20 protein-coding genes are annotated in these 17,264 nt (G+C 73.9%); 9 read left to right on the top strand and 11 right to left on the bottom strand.

What is annotated here, in order from left to right:
- Together FJK98_RS10280 and FJK98_RS10285 are read right to left on the bottom strand one after the other, a co-directional pair.
- Positions 1-255, bottom strand: a complete 255-nt coding sequence (locus FJK98_RS10280; protein WP_240762741.1) for a flavin reductase — start codon at positions 253-255, stop codon at positions 1-3.
- On the bottom strand, positions 252-533 hold the full coding sequence (locus FJK98_RS10285) for a hypothetical protein (protein ID WP_240762743.1): 282 nt from the start codon (positions 531-533) through the stop codon (positions 252-254). The genes FJK98_RS10280 and FJK98_RS10285 overlap by 4 nt, the downstream gene beginning before the upstream one ends.
- Before the next feature lie 426 nt (positions 534-959).
- On the opposite strand from FJK98_RS10285, the gene FJK98_RS10290 reads away from it, so the two are divergent.
- Together FJK98_RS10290 and FJK98_RS10295 are read left to right on the top strand one after the other, a co-directional pair.
- Positions 960-1,727, top strand: a complete 768-nt coding sequence (locus tag FJK98_RS10290; RefSeq protein ID WP_145918813.1) for a DUF5753 domain-containing protein — start codon at positions 960-962, stop codon at positions 1,725-1,727.
- On the top strand, positions 1,718-1,909 hold the full coding sequence (locus FJK98_RS10295) for a DUF397 domain-containing protein (protein ID WP_145918814.1): 192 nt from the start codon (positions 1,718-1,720) through the stop codon (positions 1,907-1,909). Before FJK98_RS10290 ends, FJK98_RS10295 begins: the two co-directional genes overlap by 10 nt.
- 160 nt (positions 1,910-2,069) lie before the next feature.
- Here the strand turns inward: FJK98_RS10295 and FJK98_RS10300 are convergent, their stop codons facing one another.
- The gene (locus FJK98_RS10300) at positions 2,070-2,657 is read right to left on the bottom strand and encodes a general stress protein (RefSeq protein ID WP_145918815.1); all 588 of its coding nucleotides are present in this window, start codon (positions 2,655-2,657) and stop codon (positions 2,070-2,072) included.
- Between the two features lie 167 nt (positions 2,658-2,824).
- Between FJK98_RS10300 and FJK98_RS10305 the strand changes: the two genes are divergently transcribed.
- From FJK98_RS10305 to FJK98_RS10315, 3 genes are read left to right on the top strand one after another with little or no spacing between them, the layout of a single operon-like run.
- Positions 2,825-4,672, top strand: coding sequence for a glycoside hydrolase family 15 protein (locus tag FJK98_RS10305; protein WP_205789412.1), 1,848 nt, complete (start codon positions 2,825-2,827; stop codon positions 4,670-4,672).
- 40 nt (positions 4,673-4,712) lie between these two features.
- Positions 4,713-5,492 carry an SDR family oxidoreductase gene (locus FJK98_RS10310; protein ID WP_145918816.1) on the top strand — a complete coding sequence of 260 codons (780 nt, stop codon included), beginning with the start codon at positions 4,713-4,715 and terminating at the stop codon, positions 5,490-5,492.
- Between the two features lie 43 nt (positions 5,493-5,535).
- A complete protein-coding gene (locus FJK98_RS10315) occupies positions 5,536-6,036 on the top strand; it encodes a metallophosphoesterase (RefSeq protein ID WP_145918817.1) in 501 nt (166 codons plus the stop codon).
- 2 nt (positions 6,037-6,038) lie between these two features.
- Here the strand turns inward: FJK98_RS10315 and FJK98_RS10320 are convergent, their stop codons facing one another.
- Positions 6,039-6,254, bottom strand: a complete 216-nt coding sequence (locus FJK98_RS10320) for a DUF3072 domain-containing protein (RefSeq protein ID WP_145918818.1) — start codon at positions 6,252-6,254, stop codon at positions 6,039-6,041.
- Positions 6,255-6,347: 93 nt separating this feature from the next.
- On the opposite strand from FJK98_RS10320, the gene FJK98_RS10325 reads away from it, so the two are divergent.
- Positions 6,348-7,286: an NAD(P)/FAD-dependent oxidoreductase gene (locus tag FJK98_RS10325; RefSeq protein ID WP_145922684.1), complete on the top strand. Its 939-nt coding sequence runs from the start codon at positions 6,348-6,350 to the stop codon at positions 7,284-7,286.
- A 23-nt stretch (positions 7,287-7,309) separates the two neighbouring features.
- Here the strand turns inward: FJK98_RS10325 and FJK98_RS10330 are convergent, their stop codons facing one another.
- A complete protein-coding gene (locus FJK98_RS10330) occupies positions 7,310-8,605 on the bottom strand; it encodes a sodium:proton antiporter (protein WP_145918819.1) in 1,296 nt (431 codons plus the stop codon).
- A 166-nt stretch (positions 8,606-8,771) separates the two neighbouring features.
- Complete coding sequence (locus FJK98_RS10335) at positions 8,772-10,892, bottom strand: SpoIIE family protein phosphatase (protein WP_145918820.1); 2,121 nt, start codon at positions 10,890-10,892, stop codon at positions 8,772-8,774.
- A gap of 187 nt (positions 10,893-11,079) precedes the next feature.
- On the opposite strand from FJK98_RS10335, the gene FJK98_RS10340 reads away from it, so the two are divergent.
- Positions 11,080-11,952, top strand: coding sequence for a hypothetical protein (locus tag FJK98_RS10340; protein ID WP_145918821.1), 873 nt, complete (start codon positions 11,080-11,082; stop codon positions 11,950-11,952).
- Positions 11,953-12,018: 66 nt separating this feature from the next.
- On the opposite strand, the gene FJK98_RS10345 is transcribed toward FJK98_RS10340, so the two are convergent.
- Both FJK98_RS10345 and FJK98_RS10350 read right to left on the bottom strand, forming a co-directional pair.
- On the bottom strand, positions 12,019-12,384 hold the full coding sequence (locus FJK98_RS10345; protein WP_145918822.1) for a DUF6401 family natural product biosynthesis protein: 366 nt from the start codon (positions 12,382-12,384) through the stop codon (positions 12,019-12,021).
- A gap of 190 nt (positions 12,385-12,574) precedes the next feature.
- Positions 12,575-13,504 (bottom strand): hypothetical protein, encoded by a 930-nt coding sequence (locus FJK98_RS10350; protein ID WP_145918823.1) that lies wholly within the window; start codon positions 13,502-13,504, stop codon positions 12,575-12,577.
- A gap of 205 nt (positions 13,505-13,709) precedes the next feature.
- On the opposite strand from FJK98_RS10350, the gene FJK98_RS10355 reads away from it, so the two are divergent.
- Positions 13,710-14,543: a hypothetical protein gene (locus FJK98_RS10355; protein WP_145918824.1), complete on the top strand. Its 834-nt coding sequence runs from the start codon at positions 13,710-13,712 to the stop codon at positions 14,541-14,543.
- Between the two features lie 18 nt (positions 14,544-14,561).
- Here the strand turns inward: FJK98_RS10355 and FJK98_RS10360 are convergent, their stop codons facing one another.
- Entirely contained in the window at positions 14,562-14,774 is a 213-nt protein-coding gene (locus tag FJK98_RS10360) for a hypothetical protein (protein WP_145918825.1), read from the bottom strand.
- Positions 14,775-14,935: 161 nt separating this feature from the next.
- Between FJK98_RS10360 and FJK98_RS10365 the strand changes: the two genes are divergently transcribed.
- The gene (locus tag FJK98_RS10365) at positions 14,936-16,276 is read left to right on the top strand and encodes a sugar MFS transporter (RefSeq protein WP_145918826.1); all 1,341 of its coding nucleotides are present in this window, start codon (positions 14,936-14,938) and stop codon (positions 16,274-16,276) included.
- Positions 16,277-16,397: 121 nt separating this feature from the next.
- Here the strand turns inward: FJK98_RS10365 and FJK98_RS10370 are convergent, their stop codons facing one another.
- Both FJK98_RS10370 and FJK98_RS10375 read right to left on the bottom strand, forming a co-directional pair.
- Positions 16,398-16,661, bottom strand: a complete 264-nt coding sequence (locus FJK98_RS10370; protein WP_145918827.1) for a hypothetical protein — start codon at positions 16,659-16,661, stop codon at positions 16,398-16,400.
- A gap of 115 nt (positions 16,662-16,776) precedes the next feature.
- On the bottom strand, positions 16,777-17,238 hold the full coding sequence (locus tag FJK98_RS10375; RefSeq protein WP_145918828.1) for an SRPBCC family protein: 462 nt from the start codon (positions 17,236-17,238) through the stop codon (positions 16,777-16,779).
- Positions 17,239-17,264 lie beyond the last annotated feature (26 nt).

Raw genomic sequence — 17,264 nt, forward strand, 5'->3', positions numbered from 1 at the left:
TCAGCGGCCGGCCTGGCATGCCCAGGTCAGGAATCGGTCGGTCGCGTCCACTGGCCTGCCGCCGTCGAGCTGCGTGAGCTGGTCTTCGGCTTCCTCCTTGAGCTTCGACAGCAGGGTCAGCAGGCCCGGCCGGTCGTCGGCGTACGCCGCGAGGAGCGCGAGTTTCGCTTCCCCGCAGGGCCACGGGTGGGCGTCGATCCGGCAGAGCCAGGTGGGTGGTAGCGGCGTGTGCCGGCCGGGAAGCAGCTCGGTCACGCCACCACGACCTTTCCCGGGACCGGCCTGCGCGGAGCCGGTCGACGGGGGCCGGGCTCCAGGCGCGTCGCTCCGGCCGGCATCAGGAACAGGGTCCGCCGCCGGACCGCGTCGCCGGCTGCGTCCAGCTCGTAGGCGTCGATCCACAACCAACAGTCGTACGTGTGCCGGTCGGTGAGCACCCGGATGACCCGTACCGTGATCGGACGGATGAACTGCACGCTCGCGGCGCGCGTCAGGTGGAGCACGTCACCGGGGCGGATCGTGTGCGGGGTCACCGGGCTAGCTCCCGTTCCAGCCGGGGGCCCGGCGGTGGCAGTGGGCCCGGCGGTGGCAGGGGACGGCGTTCGCCAGCCGGCCGGGGCCCCGCCACGGTGGGACGAACGGCCCGATCGGGCCGGGCACCGACGGGCGTGCCGGTGGTGGGTCGTCAGGCTTGCGGCGCGGCTCGGGCGGTGGTGGGCTGTCGGGCTCCGGCGTGTCCGGCACGGTGCTCCCCCTTCGTAGCGGTGGATGGAACGGGGGCCGCCTCCTGCCCCTCCACAGGAGACGGCCCCCGCAGCAGACGCGGCCGGCGGATCTCCCCTCCAACCGGCGGCGCCGCTCCGGGCTCCACCTTGCCGAGGGTTGTGGAGCAAACACAACGCGTAGCAATATGCAGGCAGACGTTCAGAACGTTCGGCCGCAACGTGGGAGGGAACGGGATGAATCTGGCAGTCAAAGAGGCCATGGCGCAGACCGGGGAGACCGCCGAGAGCCTGGCAGCTCAGGTCGGGGTCGACCCGAAAACCGCAGCCAGGTGGGCACGCCACGGGAGCATCCCGCAGACCCGGCATCGCGCCAAGGTCGCGGCGGTCCTGGGCCGCGACATCCTGGACCTCTGGCCGGATGCGCTGAAGCGTCGTGAACCGGCATGGTTCCGGTCCTGGGTCGACATCGAGCGCGAGGCGGTCGCCCTACGGGGATTCGAGCTGGCATGGGTGCCCGGCCTCCTCCAAACCGAGGCGTACGCGCGGGCGACGCTGGCGCTGGCGACAACCACCCCCGAAGAGGTCGACGAACTGGTGACGGCACGGATGCAGCGGCAGGCGATCCTCCACCGGCCGCAGCCTCCGCTCGTCGTCGGGGTGCTCGATGAAGCGGTCCTCCGGCGGCGCGCAGGCCGCGACGGCAAGCTGATGCGCGAGCAGTGCGAACACCTCGCGGCCTGCGCCGAACTGCCGTGCGTGCAGGTGCACGTCGTACCGCTCGACACGCCTTTCTACCTGGGCATGGGCGGTCCGTTCGTCCTGGCCGAACTGCCGGACGGTGCGCGGATGGCGCACCAGGACGGTCCGGCCAGCGCACACATCACCGACGACGCGGCAGAGATCGCTAGCCTTGAACGTAGGTGGGCCCGCATAGTCGGCGAGGCCCTACCCCGGTCGCAGTCTCTCGACCTCATCAGGAAAGCGGTGTCAGCATGGACCTGACCGGCGCGCGGTGGCGCAAGAGCACGAAGAGCGGGGACAACGGCGGAAATTGCGTCGAGGTCGCCGACAACCTGCCCGGCGTCGTCCTGGTGCGGGACACGAAGGACCGTGAGGGTGGGACGCTGGCGTTCGCGCCGGGTGCGTGGCGGGGGTTCGTGGACTTCGCGAGGGCGTCCCGCTAGCCAGAAGTCTCAGGGCCCCCGTCGGCCGGGCCTTCCTCGCTGCCCGGGTGACGGGTGCTCCCGGCGTGTCATGGTCGGGCCGCCCGCCCCGGTCGGGGGCCGACCACGCGACCGCCGCCCCGGCGCTGGGCGCGTCGGGACGGCGGCGGGGTCGGACGGGTCAGCGGGCGGTGGCCCCGGTCGGGGTCAGGTGCATCCGGCCGAGCATCTGCCGCGCCTGGTCGGCCAGAGCGGCGTCGACGGTCACCGCGTACTGGCCGGCGCGGAGCGAACTGGCCGAGGTGAAGTCGCGCTGGCCGCCGGACATGGCGTGCGCCACCGCGCCGAACACGGCACCCCAGATGGCACCGATCACCAGTCCGACCAGGATCACCGCGAGCCAGTTGCCGACCGTGAAGATGCCGAACAACAGACCGATGAACAGACCGAACCACGCGCCGGTGCCGGCGCCCAGCAGGGCGGCGCGTCCCGTGGTGAGCCGGCCGAGCACCGTCTCCACCAGGGTGAGGTTGGTCCCGACGATCGCGGTGTGCTCCACCGGGAACCGGTTGTCGGCCAGGTAGTCCACCACGCGCTGCGCGGACGGGTAGTCCGGGTACGCGCCGATCGTCACCGTGGGCGGGCCGGCCTGCGGGCCGTGTCCGTCCCCCGGCGGCGTCGCCGGCCGGCCGGCCGGACCGGACGGGAGGTTGTCGCCGCCCGGCATCCCGGGTCGCCAGGTGGCGGTCGGGTTCGCTGCTCTGGTCATGGCATCCTCCTTCGTCAACGACCGGCGTTCCCGCCGGCCCGCCGAGGTAACGCCGGCAGCTCCGGCAATCCGGGCCCGCCGGGCGGCCGGGGTGACGGTCACGGGCGGACGGACAGAAGGCGGTGTGGTCGAGGAATGCGCTCCGCGGTGCCCGGGTAACCCGCCCCGTGGACAGCGGACGGATCAGCGAGCACGGGTTCCTCGCCGACGGGCGCAGCGCCGCGCTGGTGGACCGGTACGGCTCGGTCAACTGGTGGTGCCCGGCCCGGTTCGACAGCCCGTCGGTCTTCGGCCGGCTCCTCGACGACCGGGCCGGGCACTGGTCGATCACTCCGGAGGGCGACGACGTCCGGGTGTCCCGCTCCTACCTGGACGACTCGCTGGTGCTGCGTACCGTCTTCCACACCGGCACCGGCTCGGTGGCGGTCACCGACGCGCTGGCCTTGGAACCGGAGGCGCGCGGGCACGACATCGGCCTGCGCTCGCCCCGGGTGCTCGCCCGGCTCGTCGAGGGGCTCTCCGGCGAGGTGCCGGTACGCGTCGAGTTCGCTCCCCGGTTCGAGTACGGCCGGGTCACCGCGTACCTGACCCACGCCGCCGGGGTGATCGACGCGCGTGCCGGCGCGTGCCGGCTCAGCCTGCGCTCCGACGTGCCGTTGGCCTGCCGGCACGGTGACGCCGTCGGCCGGGCGACGGTCCGGGCCGGGGACACCCTGCGGCTCACCCTCGGGTACGCCCCGACCTACGACGGCGGCGAACCGGCGCTGCCCGCCGCCGACCGGGTGGTGGCCGACGCGGTGGCCGGTTGGCGCTCCTGGGCCGACCTGCACGACTACCGGGGTCTGTACCGCGACCAGGTACGCCTCAGCGCGATGGTGGTGCAGGGCATGACGTACCAGCCCAGCGGCGCGATCGTCGCGGCGGCCACCACCTCGTTGCCGGAACAGGTGGGTGGCGACCGCAACTACGACTACCGCTACGTCTGGGTCCGCGACTTCAGCCTCACCCTCCAGGCGTTGTGGCGCTCGGCCTGCCCGGACGAGGCCGACCGGCAGTTCTCCTGGGTGGCGCGGGCGATGGGCCGCATCGACGACGGCCGGGTGCCGATCATGTACGGCGTCGAGGGGGAGCGGGACCTCACCGAACACTCCCTCGACCACCTGCGCGGCTACGCCGACAGCCGACCGGTGCTGGTCGGCAACGACGCCTGGACCCAGCGGCAGAACGACGTGCTGGGCGAGATCCTCGACGCCGCCTGGCTGATGCGGCACTACCTGGACCCGATGTCGCCCGACGTACGGCACCTGCTGCGGGCGCTGTCCGACCAGGCGGTTCGGGCCTGGCACCTGCCGGACTCCGGGATGTGGGAGGCCCGCGACGCCGAACGGCACTACGTGTCGTCGAAGGTGCAGTGCTGGACGGCGCTGGACCGGGCGGTCCGCTTCGGTCCCCGGCTCGGTGACCCGGCCGACGTCGGGCGGTGGACGCGGGCCCGCGACGAGGTCCGCGCGGCGGTGCTGCGGCGGGGGTGGAACGACCGGCTGGGCGCGTACACCGGGGCCTTCGACTCCGACCGGTTGGACGCCTCGGTGCTGCTCATGCCGCTGGTCGGCTTCCTGCCCGCCGCCGACCCGAGAATGCGCTCCACCATCGACGTGGTGGAGCGGCGACTGTCCCGGGACGGGCTGCTGCGCCGCTGGGACGGTGACCCGGCCGGCTTCGTGATCTGCTCGTTCTGGCTGGCGAGCTGCCTGGCCCTGGCCGGCGAGCAGGAGCGGGCCACCCGGCTGTTCGAGCAGCTCGCCGGCCGGGTCAACGACCTCGGCCTCTACGCCGAGCAGATCGACCAGGCCACCGGCGAACAGGTGGGCAACTTCCCGCAGGCCTTCTCGCACATCGGCTTGATCAACGCGGCCGGGTTGCTCACCGACATCGCCGAACGACGACGCGACCTCGCCACCGACCGGCCGCACTTCGTGACGACCGGCACCGACGTCGTGGCGACGTCGACGTGAGCCGTGCCGACCGGCACGGACCGACGGAGGGAACACGCTGATGAGCGGACGACTGACCGGCCGCACCGCCCTGATCACCGGCTCGGACTCGGGCATCGGGCAGGCCACCGCGATCGAGTTCGGCCGGGAGGGCGCCGACGTGGTGGTGCACTACCTGCACGACCACGCCGGCGCGAACCACACCCGGGCCGAGATCGAGAAGGCCGGCCGACGGGCGGTGGTGGTGCAGGGCGACATCAGCGTCGAGCACCAGGTCGAGGCGATGTTCGACGAGGCGCTGGCGGAGTTCGGCGCGTTGGACGTGCTGATGAACGACGCCGGGGTGGACGCCTCCGGCATCGGCGTGGCCGACCTGGACACCGAAACCTGGGACCGGTGCATCCGCACCAACCTGTACGGGATGTTCTTCTGCTGCCGGCGGTTCGTCCGGCACCGCCGCGACCAGGGCGGCGGCGGGAAGATCATCAACATCACCTCGATCCACCAGGAGGTCGCCCGGGCCGGCGGGGCGGACTACGACGCCAGCAAGGGCGGCATGCTCGAACTGGCCAAGAGCCTCGCCCTGGAGGTCGCGCCGATGCGGATGAACGTCAACAACATCGGGCCCGGAATGGTGCTCACCCCGTTCAACCAGGAGGCCATCGACGACCCGAAGTACCTGGCGGAACAGGTGCAGAGCATCCCGTGGAAGCGGGCCGCCGAACCGGTCGAGATCGCCCGGCTGGCCGTCTTCCTGGCCAGCGACGACGCCGACTACGTGACCGGGTCGACGTACTTCATGGACGGCGGCCTGATGCAGAATCAGGGCCAGGGCGCCTGAGCCGGCCGGCCGCGCCCCGGCCCCCGCCCGGAAGGCCCGCCTGATGCGGCTGCTCATGATCGCCGACACCCACCTGCCCCGGCGCGCCCGGGAGCTGCCGGACGAGGTCTGGACGGCGGTGGACGCCGCCGACGTGGTGCTGCACGCCGGAGACTGGGTCGAGGTGGACCTGCTCGACCGGCTGGCCGAGCGGGCCCGTCGGCTGGTCGGCGTGTACGGCAACAACGACGGCCCCGACCTGCGAGCCCGGCTGCCCGAGGTGGCCGAGGTGGAACTGGCGGGCCTGCGGGTGGCGGTGGTGCACGAGACCGGGCCGAAGACCGGCCGGGAACAGCGCTGCGCGGCCCGGTTCCCCGACCGCGACCTGCTCGTCTTCGGCCACTCGCACATCCCGTGGGACAGCGTCGCGCCGGGCGGCCTGCGGCTGCTCAACCCGGGCTCACCCACCGACCGGCGGGCCCAGCCGTACGCCACGTACCTGACCGCCGAGGTGGCGGCGGGACAACTCGACCGGGTCGTGCTGCACCGCCTGCCACCCCGCTGAGGTCACCGGCCCCGGCCGGTCTCCTCCTGCAACTCGTCGATCCGCCGGGACGCCTCCGCCTTGGTCAGGTCGTCCGGCACCTCATCGCCCGCCTCCCGGGCGAGGGTGTGCAGGTACGACTCCTGGGCGGCGGTGGGCGGCTCGTCCCCGGTCACCCACTCCTCCGGGTCCTTGATCGCCCCACGCGGGTCGGGCTGCTGGTCGTTGCGGTCAGTCATCACGTCACCTCTCCTCGAACAGCCGTGCCAATACCCCGCCGGTCGCCCGGTCATGCCGGTCGCGGTGCCTACGATCAACCGGTGGACACGGATGTGATCGTGGTGGGTGCCGGCATCGCCGGGGTGGCGTGCGCCGGGGAGCTGGCGCGGGTGGGCGTACCGGTGCAGGTCCGGGAACGTGGTCGGGTGGCCGGCGGCCGGATGGCCAGCCGACGTTTCGACGGTCGCCCCGCCGACCTGGGGGCGGCGTACCTGACCGCCGACGACCCGGACTTCGTCGAGGTGGTCGGGCGCTGGCAGGCCGCCGGGCTGGTGCGGGAGTGGACCGACACCTTCGTCGCGTACGGCCCGGACGGCCGGCGGGAGGTGCCCGGACCGGTCCGCTGGGCCGCCCCGCGCGGCCTGCGTTCCCTGGTCGAGGAACTGGCCCGGGAGTTGCCGGTGACCGTGGACCGGTTCGTGTCGGGCGTCGCGCCGGGCCCGCTGGTGGACGGCGAGTCCGCCGCCGCCGTCGCGCTGTGCACCCCGGGACCGCAGGCCGCCCTGCTGCTCGACCCGGCGTTGACCGGGGCCACCCGGGCCGCCGGCCGGCAGCGGTGGTCGCCGGTGCTCGCTGCGGTGCTGCGTTTCCCCGGCCGGCGGTGGGCAGACTTCCGGGGCGCCTTCGTCAACGAACACCCGGTGCTCGCCCTGGTCTGCGACGACGGCGACCGGCGTGGCGACGCCGCCCCTGTGCTGGTCGCCCACACCACACCGGAGTTCGCCGCCGGTCACCTGGCCCAGCCCGGCGCGGCCGGCCCGGCGGTCGAGGAGGCCGTCCGTGACCTGCTCGGGCTGCCGGACCCGGCCGAGCTGGTCCACGTGCACCGGTGGACGTACGCCCGGCCGGTCGAGCCGGACGCCGACGGCGGGTTCTTCCTCGACGACGACCTGGTCGGGCTGGCCGGGGACGCCTTCGGCAGGCCCCGGGTGCAGAGCGCCTGGCGCTCCGGCCGGGACCTGGGCCGGGAACTGGCCCGCCGGCTCAGCTGACCGTCCGGCCAGCCGGTGACCGGTCAGCCCCGGGCGCCGTCCAGGGCCGGCTCGTCGTGCCGGCCCCGCTCCGCCGGATCGGAGGTGCGTTCACCGGCCCGGTCCAGCAACTGCATCACCGGGGTCGCGGCCATCCCGTGCACCACCACCGACACGACCACCACCAGGCCGACCGTCGCCCAGATCAGGTCCGCCTGGGCGAAGTCCGCCTTGGTGGTGGCGTACGCCAGGTAGTAGAACGAGCCGACGCCCCGGATGCCGAACGACGAGATCACCCAGTGCTCGGCCGGTCGACCCGGTGCGCCGCGCAGCGACAGCCAGCCGACCAGCGGCCGGATGACGAACACCAGGGCCAGCCCGACGGTCGCCGCCTGCCAGGTGAGCGGGGCGAGCAGGCCGGTGATCACCGCGCCGCCGAACAGGAGCAGCAGCAGGACGGTCAGCAGCCGCTCGGTCTGCTCGGCGAAGTCGTGCAGCACGGCGTGGAACTCGTGGGTCCGCTCGGCGGCCCGGATCGCCCGCGCGGCGACGAACACGGCCAGGAACCCGTACCCGCCGATCACCTCCACCAGCCCGTACGCCAGGAACGTGGCGGCCAGCGCGAGGAAGCCCTCGGCGTGCCGGGCCAGCCGCAGCTCGCTCGGGGCGCGGAAGAACAGCTTGCCGAGCAGCCAGCCGACCAGCAGGCCACCGCCGATCCCGACAGCCAGTTTGTAGAGCACGTCGACGGTGAACCACTCGGCGAACCAGCCCGACGGGGCGAGCCCGGCGGTGGCGATCGCGATGGCCGCGTAGACGAACGGGAAGGCCAGGCCGTCGTTGAGGCCGGCCTCGGAGGTCAGCGCGAAGCGCACCTCGTCCTCGGAGTCCTCCGCGTCGGTGGGTTCGCCGACCTGCACGTCGGAGGCGAGCACCGGGTCGGTGGGGGCGAGGGCCGCGCCGAGCAGCAGCGCGGCGGCCGGCACCAGGCCCGCCCACCACCAGCCGAGCAGCGCCACCGCCGCGATGCACAGCGGCATCGCGATCGCCAGCAACCGCCAGGTGGACGACCACTTCCGCCAGCTCAACGGTCTGTCGATCTTGAGGCCGGCGCCCATCAGCGCCACGATCACGCCGATCTCGGTCAGGTGGGTGGCGACCTGCGGGTACCGCAGCGGGTCCGGGGCGGGCAGCCCGATCGGCAGGGCGAAGACCAGCATCCCGAGGCCGAGGAACGCTATCGGCATCGACAGCGGGCGACGCTCCAGCAGGCGGGGGAGCACCCCGGCCAGCAGGGCACCCACGCCCACCAGCGCGAACTCGACATCGACCAGTTCCACCCCGACCACCTCTCACCCCCGGCCACGGGTGTGGGCGGGGGTGGGACTGTGCCCCGTGACCGGCCGGGCTAAGCCTGGGTGTCCGGCTTGTCCCGGCCCGGGGGTCGATCAGTGGCCGCCGATGGACCGCTGGCCGGCCGGGCCGGACCCGCCGGTGGGGGGCCGGTCAGCCGGTGGGCAGGAGGATCTCGAACCAGACCGTCGAGCCCCGTACCGTCGGGTCGGTGCCCCAGGCGTCGGAGAGCTGTTCGATCAGCCCCAGGCCCCGGCCCCGGCTGCTCAGCGTGTCGGTCTGGGCCCGGGTCACCGCGCCCCGGGTGCCGGAGTCGGCCACCGACACCAGCAGCCGTTCCGGGCTGAGGTCGATCTCCACCCGGGCGGCGGTGCCGGCGTGCAGCAACGCGTTGGTGGTCAGCTCGCTGGTGCACAGCACCGCCGCGCCGATCACCGCCTCGGGCACCTGCCACTCGGCCAGCTGCGCGGTCATCCAGTGGCGCACCCGGCTGGGCGCGGTCGGCTCGGCGGGCATCTCCATCCCGGCCGACCGGCTCGGCTTGAGCGCGTGCTCGACCGCGAGCACCGCCACGTCGTCCTCGGTGGCGCCGGGGACCGCGCCGGTGGCGACCGCGCACAGCGCCCGGGGGTCGCCGCTGGCCGCCCCGGCCACCGCCGCCGCCAACCCGGCCAGGCCGGCGGTGAGGCTCTGCCGCCGCCGCTCGACCACCCCGTCGCTGTAGAGCAGCAGGGTGTCGCCGGGGGTGAAGGGCACGGTCGCGGTGTGCGGCCGGCACCCCAACCCCAGGGGCGCGCCGGTCGGCAGCTCGACGAAGACGGCGGTGGCGTCGCCGTCCGGCCCGGACCGCCGGATCAGCGGCGGGGGATGACCGGCGCTGGCCAGGGTGATCTCGCCCCGGTCGGCGTCGACCACCCCGAAGGCCACCGTGACGAACAGTTCGTGGGTGCCGGTCTCGGTGCCCAGGCTCGCCACCAGCCGGTCCAGCCCGGCCAGGACGGCGTCCGGGCGGGGATCGGTCAGCGCCAACGCCCGCAGCGCCGCGCGTACCTGCCCCATCCGGGCCGCGGCCTGCACGTCGTGCCCGGCGACGTCGCCCAGCACCACGCCCAGGTCACCGGAGGGCAGCAGGAACGCGTCGTAGAAGTCGCCCCCGGCGGCGTTGCCGTCGACCCCGGGGTCGTAGCGGGCGGCGATGCGCAGCCGGGGCAGCGCCGGCAACTGCTCCGGGAGCATGCTGCGTTGCAGCAGCTGGGCGGTGCCGTGCTGGGTCTCGAACCGGCGGGCGCGCTCCGCCGCCTGGCCGACCAGCTCGGCCGAGGCGGCCAGCAGCGCCCGTTCCGCCGCCGTCCAGCCGTGCGGGGTCTGGTAGCCCACGGCGAGGCCGCCCCGGATCACCGACGAGCGCAGCGGCAGCGCGGCCAGCGAACGGATCTTCTGGTCGTGCCGGTCGACGGCGGTGTCCCGCAGCGGCTGGCCGTCGCCGGCGAAGAAGGGCACCCCGCTGCGCGCGCCGACCACCACCGGCGCGGTGGTGTCCGCCGGGACCGGCCGCCACAGCGGGGGCAGCCGCTCGTCGGCCTCGTCGAGCAGTTCGCCCCGGACGCGCCGGACCAGCCGCCAGGCGGGGCCGTCGTCGACGGCGAAGGACACCTGGTCGGCGTCGAAGGAGTGCAGCGCGTAGCGCAGCGTCACCCGGGCCACGTCGTCGAGGGTGAGGGTGCCCGACAGCGCGGCGGCGAAGTCGGACAGGCTCTGCAACTGCTGGGTGAGCTGGCTGGTCTGGGCGGCGACGGTGAGCACGCCGACGATCCGCCCGGTGCTGTCGCGGACCGGGGAGTGGCCCCGGGTGAAGACGGTGTGTTCGCCGGTGCCCTGCTGGTGGACGGGGAGCACCGACTCCTTCTGGAGGAAGGACTCGCCGTGCCGGTAGGCCCGCTCGATCACCTCGCCGACGCCCGGGGCGTGCCACAGGTCGGCGTAGACCTCGGGGGCCGGCCGGCCCATCGCGTCCGGGTGCCGGTCGCCGATCACCTCCGCGTACGCCTGGTTGTAGAGCAGCACGAAGTCGTCGCCGTAGTGCAGCGCCATCGGCACGGGGCAGGACAGGATCACGTCGACCAGGACGCGGATGGTCACGTCCCAACCCTGTTGCGGGCCCAGCGGGGTGTCGGCCCACGGGTGGGCCGGCACGGTCGCCGCCTCCGGTGTGACCCCGGCCGGCCCCGGTGCGGGGGTTGGTGACGTCGGGACCCGCCCGACCGTGCCTGGCATGTCCGCAGCCTATCCGGAGCCGGCCCGGGCGACCCGATCATGCCCGGCGCCTCCGCTGACGCCGACCTTCGTGTAGTTCCGGCGGGTTTTCCATAGACATGTCGGGAAAATCCGTGCGGATTCTCCGGCGTGCTGCTGCGGCGGACGGGTAACCGGGCGGCGCAGTCCATTGGACAGGAGGGACATCATGCCGGAAACCCTTGCGGTCAGGCAGGTCGACATCGGTAGCGCCTTGACCGACATGTGGCGGTCGGTGCTGCTGTTCGTGCCGAGAGCCATCGCGTTCATCGTCATCCTCGTGGTGGGCTGGCTCATCGCCCGCGCGGTACTCAAGATCGTGGACGCGGCGCTGGAACGGGTGGGCTTCGACCGGGCGGTCGAACGGGGCGGGATCAGACGCGCGTTGGAACGCACCAAGTACGACGCCAGTGACATCCTGGCGCGGCTCGCGTACTACGCGGTGCTGCTGTTCACGCTGCAGTTCGCGTTCGGGGTGTGGGGACCCAACGCGATCAGCGACCTCATCCGGGGGGTGGTGGCCTGGCTGCCGCGGGCGTTCATCGCGATCGTCATCGTGGTCGTGGCCGCCGCCATCGCCAACGCCGTGCGGGACCTGGTCTCCGGTGCGCTCGGCGGCCTGTCGTACGGCAAGGTGCTGGCCGACCTCGTGGCCGTCTTCATCCTGGCGCTCGGGGTGATCGCCGCGCTGAACCAGGTCGGCATCGCCACCACGGTCACCACGCCGGTCCTGATCGCGGTGCTCGCCACCGTGGCCGGCATCCTGATCGTCGGCGTCGGCGGCGGTCTGGTGAAGCCGATGCAGTCCCGCTGGGACGGCTGGCTGGACCGGGCGGCCGAGGAGTCGCGGGCGGTCCAGGAGCACCGGCGGGCCCGCGCGGCCGGGCAGGGCGACATGGGCCGGCAGATGGCCGACCGGGGCGGCGAGCGGACGCAGGCCATGCCGCGCGTCGACGAGGCCCGCACGATGGCCGGCGGCCGGGGCACCTACCAGTCCGGCTCCGGCGACGAGACCCAGCAGTTCGGCCGTCCGGGCAGCTGAGTCGGCAACACACCGCAGGGGGGTCCGCGCGTGGCGCGGGCACCCCTGCCGGCGTACCCGGGTGGGTCAGGCCGGGTCGAGGTGCCGGGGGTCGAGGGTGCGGGCCAGGGCGCAGACCGCGAGTAGACGGACCAGCACCCAGTCCGGGGCGGTGAAATCCGCCGCGCCGTCGGGGAGCAGGCCGTGCGCGCGGGCGGTGTCGCGGACCCCCTCGGCGTAGCCGGCCAGGGCGGCCGGGGTCAGCGGGCGGCGGTCACCGTCGAGGCTGTCCCTGATCGCCGCGGCGTGCTGGTCGACCAGCGCGAGCAGGCCGGGCCGGGCCGCGGCGGCAGCGAGGCCGGGGGCACCGACCGAGGCGGTGAGCAGGGCCAGGTGGGAGCGCGCCGCGCGCACGGCGGTCCGGGTCGCGACCTGGGGGTACGGCACTCGCATGAGGAACGAGGTTAACCACCCGGTAACCCCGGCGGAGTCGGCCACCCGGCCGGTATGGGTTCCCCCGCCGGTCGGCCGGCCCTCCGCCACCGGGACCGATCCGCGCCCCGACGGGCAGACGGCGCACCGGCCACCGTCGGCGTCGGGGCGGACCGCAACGGGACGCGGCGTCGGAATCCGCCCCCGGCCGTCAGGGGGTCAGTGACCCGAGCAGCACGGTGCCGCCGCACGGCAACTGCCCGACGTTGCCGACGGTCAGCACGTACTGCCGTTGCCGGGAGCCGTCCGGGTTGGCCCGCTGCACGTACCGGCTCCGGGTCACCTCCAGTTGGCAGGCGGTGCCGCCACCGGCCCCCGTCGGGGCCAGTCCGGGCAGGTAGACCGCGTTCAGCGGGTTGGCGTTGTTCCAGGTCCAGGTGGCCGAGGCCCCGACGGCGAGCGTCCCGGTCGACCACGACGCCGACGGGTCGGTCTGGGCGAGCTGGAACTGACCGGAGCAGGTGATCGTGCCGATGTTGCGGAGTACGAAGTAGAACTTGCGTACCCCGTCCGGCTCCTGCCGGTACCAGCTGCGGGTGATCTCCAACTGGCAGGCGGCCGTCGTGGTCGCCCCGGTCGGCGTCAACCCCAGCAGGTACGACACGGTGGGCGGGATCTGCTCCACCCAGCCGTAGTTGCCGCTGGCCCCGGGCGCGAGCGCACCGGTCGACCAGTCGTGGGTCGGCGTCAGCCAGGACAGCAGGACGGTGGCCGTGCAGGTGATCGTGCCGCTGTTGCGGACCACGAAGTGGAACCGCCGCTCGCCGCCCGGCTCCCGGGAGTACCAGGTCCGGGTGACCTCGAACTGGCAGGGGGTCAGGTCACCGGCCCCGGTGGGGGACAGCCCCACCTGGTAGGCGGCGTTCAGCGGGTTGGCGTTGTTCCACACCCAGCCCTGGGTGACGCCGGGCGCGACCGGGCCGGTGGACCACGACGCCTGCGCGGCGGCGCTGCGGACGGCGGCGAGGTCGCGGGCGTCCCGCTCGCCCACCGGCGGCGCGGCCGACGCCGGGGTCGGGGTGAGCGCCACCACCGCCAGCAGGCTCAGCAGCCACGTCCACACCGTCGGTCGTCTGGTCACGGTCGGCGCTCCTCGGGGTCGGGGGTGCCGGTGTACGGCGACCGGGGCGCGGCGGGTGCCGGGCCCGGTGCCGGGTGTGCGGCATGCCGACAAGGTCGCACACCGGTGGCCGCTGCGGCGGGGCCGATATCCGACAGCGCGGGACGACGCCCCGGACGGGCTGGCGTCGCTACAGTCCAGATCCCACCCGGAAGGAATCCCACCGATGGCCCTGTCCCGTTCCGCCCGCCGGTGGTTCGCCGCGCGCCTCGCCGGCACCGTCGCCCTGGCCCTGACCGTGCCGCTCGCCCACCCCGGGGCGGCCGTGGCCGGCACCGCGCTCGGCGACGGCGACGTGCAGATCGCCCGGACCGCGCAGGACTACACCTACCGCACCTACCAGCGGCACTGGTCGGTGGTCGCCGTCCAGCCCGCCGCCACCGCCGACTGGGACCTGACCCTGCGCGACGCCGCCGGCAGCACGCTCGCCACCAGCGTCTACGGGCTCGGCCGCACCGACTTCGTGGTGGTCGACTCCACGGCCGGACACCGGCCGTTCGGTGCCTACACGGCCGTGGTCAGCGCGTACACCCCCGGCGTGTACTGGGTGCAGCAGCGGACGGACACCACCACGATCACCCTGCCGCCGGTGACGCACTCCGGCACCACGGGCGCGTCCGACCCCGACCTGACCTTCTCCAGCCTGGTCGACCACGACGTGGTCACCGTCGCCGATCTCTGGCTGACGGCGGGGGAGTCGTTCTGGGCACACACCACGACGGCCGCGTCCTCGCTGCTGCTGGCCGAGAGCGACCCGGCCGACCCGACGAGCTTCGTCCAGGGCCGGGCCACCGTGGCGGCCCGGCAGCACACCGAGGTCATCGACGGCTGCACCCGGTACACCGCGCAACGCACCGGCTGGCACGCCCTGATCCAGATCGGCGACCGCGCGCCGGGCACGCACGTCCCGACCCAGGGCACCGCGTACGCCCTGCACCGGGTCGACCCGGCGCGCCCGCTGAGCTGCCCGCAGCGGGAGTTCCCCGGCCCGACCCCCTGACGGGGGCCGTTGTGCGGGTCAGTCCGCGGAGGTGGCGTCGGCCGGGCGACGACGGCCGGCGTCGTCGGCGATGATCACGGTGGCCACCATGAGCGCGACGCAGAGGCTGAACAGCCACGAGTCGTCGGAGGAGAATTTGGCGGAGACCGGGGCCTGGATGGCGGCGAGCAGGAAGCCGAGCCAAGCCAGGCGACGCTGACGAGGGGTGAGGAAACCGGAGCCCTGTTGCATCCCGAAAGTCTTGCGCGACCCGTTCGGATTACCGTCAGCCGAACGGCGGATTCTGGACGACCTGTCCGGTTTACTGCCCGTCCGGGCGTTCCAAACCACCGGTTCGGGGGAGGCGACAATCACGTCGACCCGTTCTCGGTGATGCGGCAGGATGAGCGTCCGTGTCCGTCGCCCCGCCCCGTACCTCCCTGCTCCTGCTCGCCTACCTCGCCTTCGTCAGTCTCGGCCTGCCCGACGGCCTGCTCGGCGTCGGCTGGCCCTCGATCAGCGCCGAGTTCGGCGTACCGACCGGCGCGGTCGGGCTGGTGCTCACCGCCGGCACGATCGGGTACCTGACCTCCAGTGTCCTGGCCGGGTTCACCCTCGCCCGGCTGGGCGTGGGCCGGCTGCTGGCCGGCAGCACCCTGCTGGCCAGCCTCGCGCTGACCGGCTACGCCAGCGCACCGGCGCTGACCGTGCTGATCGGCTGTGCGCTGGTGCTCGGCCTGGGCTCCGGGGCGATCGACTCCGGCCTCAACGCGTACGCCGCCGGGGCGTTCGGCCCCCGGCACATGAACTGGATGCACGCCTTCTTCGGCCTCGGCGTGGCCATCGGCCCGCTGGTGATGACCGCCATGCTGAGCACCGGCGCGGGCTGGCGCTGGGGGTACGCGGTCACCGCCGCCGCCCAGCTCGCGCTGGCCACCGCGTTCGCGCTCACCGTCGGCGCGTGGCGGGACCGCGCGGGCGGCCCGCCGCCTTCCGCGCCGGTCGACCGCACGGTCGGTGCGCGGCCCGACGACACCGTCGTCGCACCGGCCGGCCGCCCCGGACCGGTCGACGGGCCGGCGGGGGCCAAGCGTGTCGGGTCGGTCGACGACGCGACGGGGGCCGGGCGTGGTGGGTCGGTCGACGACGCGGCGGTGCCGGCCGGGGTGCGGATCGGGGAAACCCTCCGGCTGCCCGCCGTCTGGTTCGGCGCGCTCGCCTTCGCCGTCTACGTGGCGATCGAGGTGTCCGCCGGGCTCTACGCGTTCCTGCTGCTCACCGAGGGGCGGGGGTTGCCCGACGCGGTCGCCGGGCTCAGCGTCTCGGGGTACTGGGGCAGCCTGTTCGTCGGCCGGGTGGTGCAGGGGCTGGTCGCCGAGCGGCTCGGCACCACCCGGGTGCTGCGGGGCAGCCTGCTGGGGATGGCCGTCGGGGCGGCGCTGATCGCGCTGCCGGCCCCGGGCTGGGTGACGGTGCTCGGCCTGGTCGTGCTCGGCTTCGCCGCCGCACCGGTGTTCCCGCTGCTCACCCTGAGCACGGCGGAACGGGTCGGCCGTGAGCACGCCGACCGGGTGATCGGTGTGCAGATCGGCGCCGCCGGGATCGGGGCGGCCCTCATCCCGGCCGGGCTCGGGGTGCTGCTCGGCGACACGTCGGTGCGGTTGCTCGGCCCGGTGCTGACGGTGCTGGCGGTGGCGCTGCTGGTGGCGCACGCGGCCGCCGCCCGCCGGACCGCCGCGCCGCCCGCCGGCTGAGCCGTTTCCGCCCGATCGGGCTGAGCCGTCGCCGCCCGATCGGGCCTCTGCGCCGATGATGCGGTGTCCGATCGACCGGGACACCGCATCATCCGCCCCATGCCGCCGACGCCGAGGCACGTCACATGGTGTCGGGCCCGGTACGGCCCGTCGTGGAGGGGCGGTAGGCGCGCTCGGTGTCGGTCATCTCCCGGCGCTCGGCCTGCGGGCCGGCACCCCGGTCCACCGGTTCGGGGCCGTGCCCGAAGGCGGCCTCCTCGCCCGCGTCGTTGCCGGTCGGGTCGTCGGCCTGCCCGTCGATGGTAGACCGGGCGATCGCCCGGTCCAGTTCCTCCAGCGGCGTCCTCTGCTCGTCCCGCCACACCCTGCCGTCGTTGTCCGTCATACCTTCGCGGTACCCCGACCCGATGATCGCAAACGGTCGGACCCCGGACCGGCGACGGCCGCCGGGGAAACCGGCGGCCGTCGGGGCGGTGCGTCCGTGTCGGGGGAGAAGGGGATCAGGGCTGCGGACGGTCGACCGACCCGCGCCACGCCCCGGTCTCCTGACCGCGACGCTCGATGAACTGCTTGAACCGCTCCAGGTCGCCCTTCGCCCGCCGGTCGACCACACCCAGCTTGTCGCCCGCCTGCTCGACCACGCCGTGCGGCTCGAAGTCCATCTGCAGGGTCACCCGCGTGTTGTCCTCGTCGAGCCGGTGGAACGTCACCACACCGGCCTGCTGGGTGCCGCCCGTCGACTTCCAGGCCACCCGCTCGTCGGGCAGCTGCTCGGTGATCTCGGCGTCGAACTCACGCTTGACCCCGGCGATCTCCACCGTCCAGTGGGTCATCGTCTCCGACAACTGCCGGACCTCCTGCACCCCCTCCATGAAGTGGGGGAACTCCTCGAACTGGGTCCACTGGTCGTAGGCGGTCCGTACCGGTACCGACACGTCCACGTGCTCGATGACGCCGCTCATGCGAAATCCTCCTCTGGCCGCTGGTG

Origin of the sequence: Micromonospora sp. HM134 (genome assembly GCF_007833915.1) — a bacterium.
GTDB lineage: Bacteria > Actinomycetota > Actinomycetes > Mycobacteriales > Micromonosporaceae > Micromonospora > Micromonospora wenchangensis.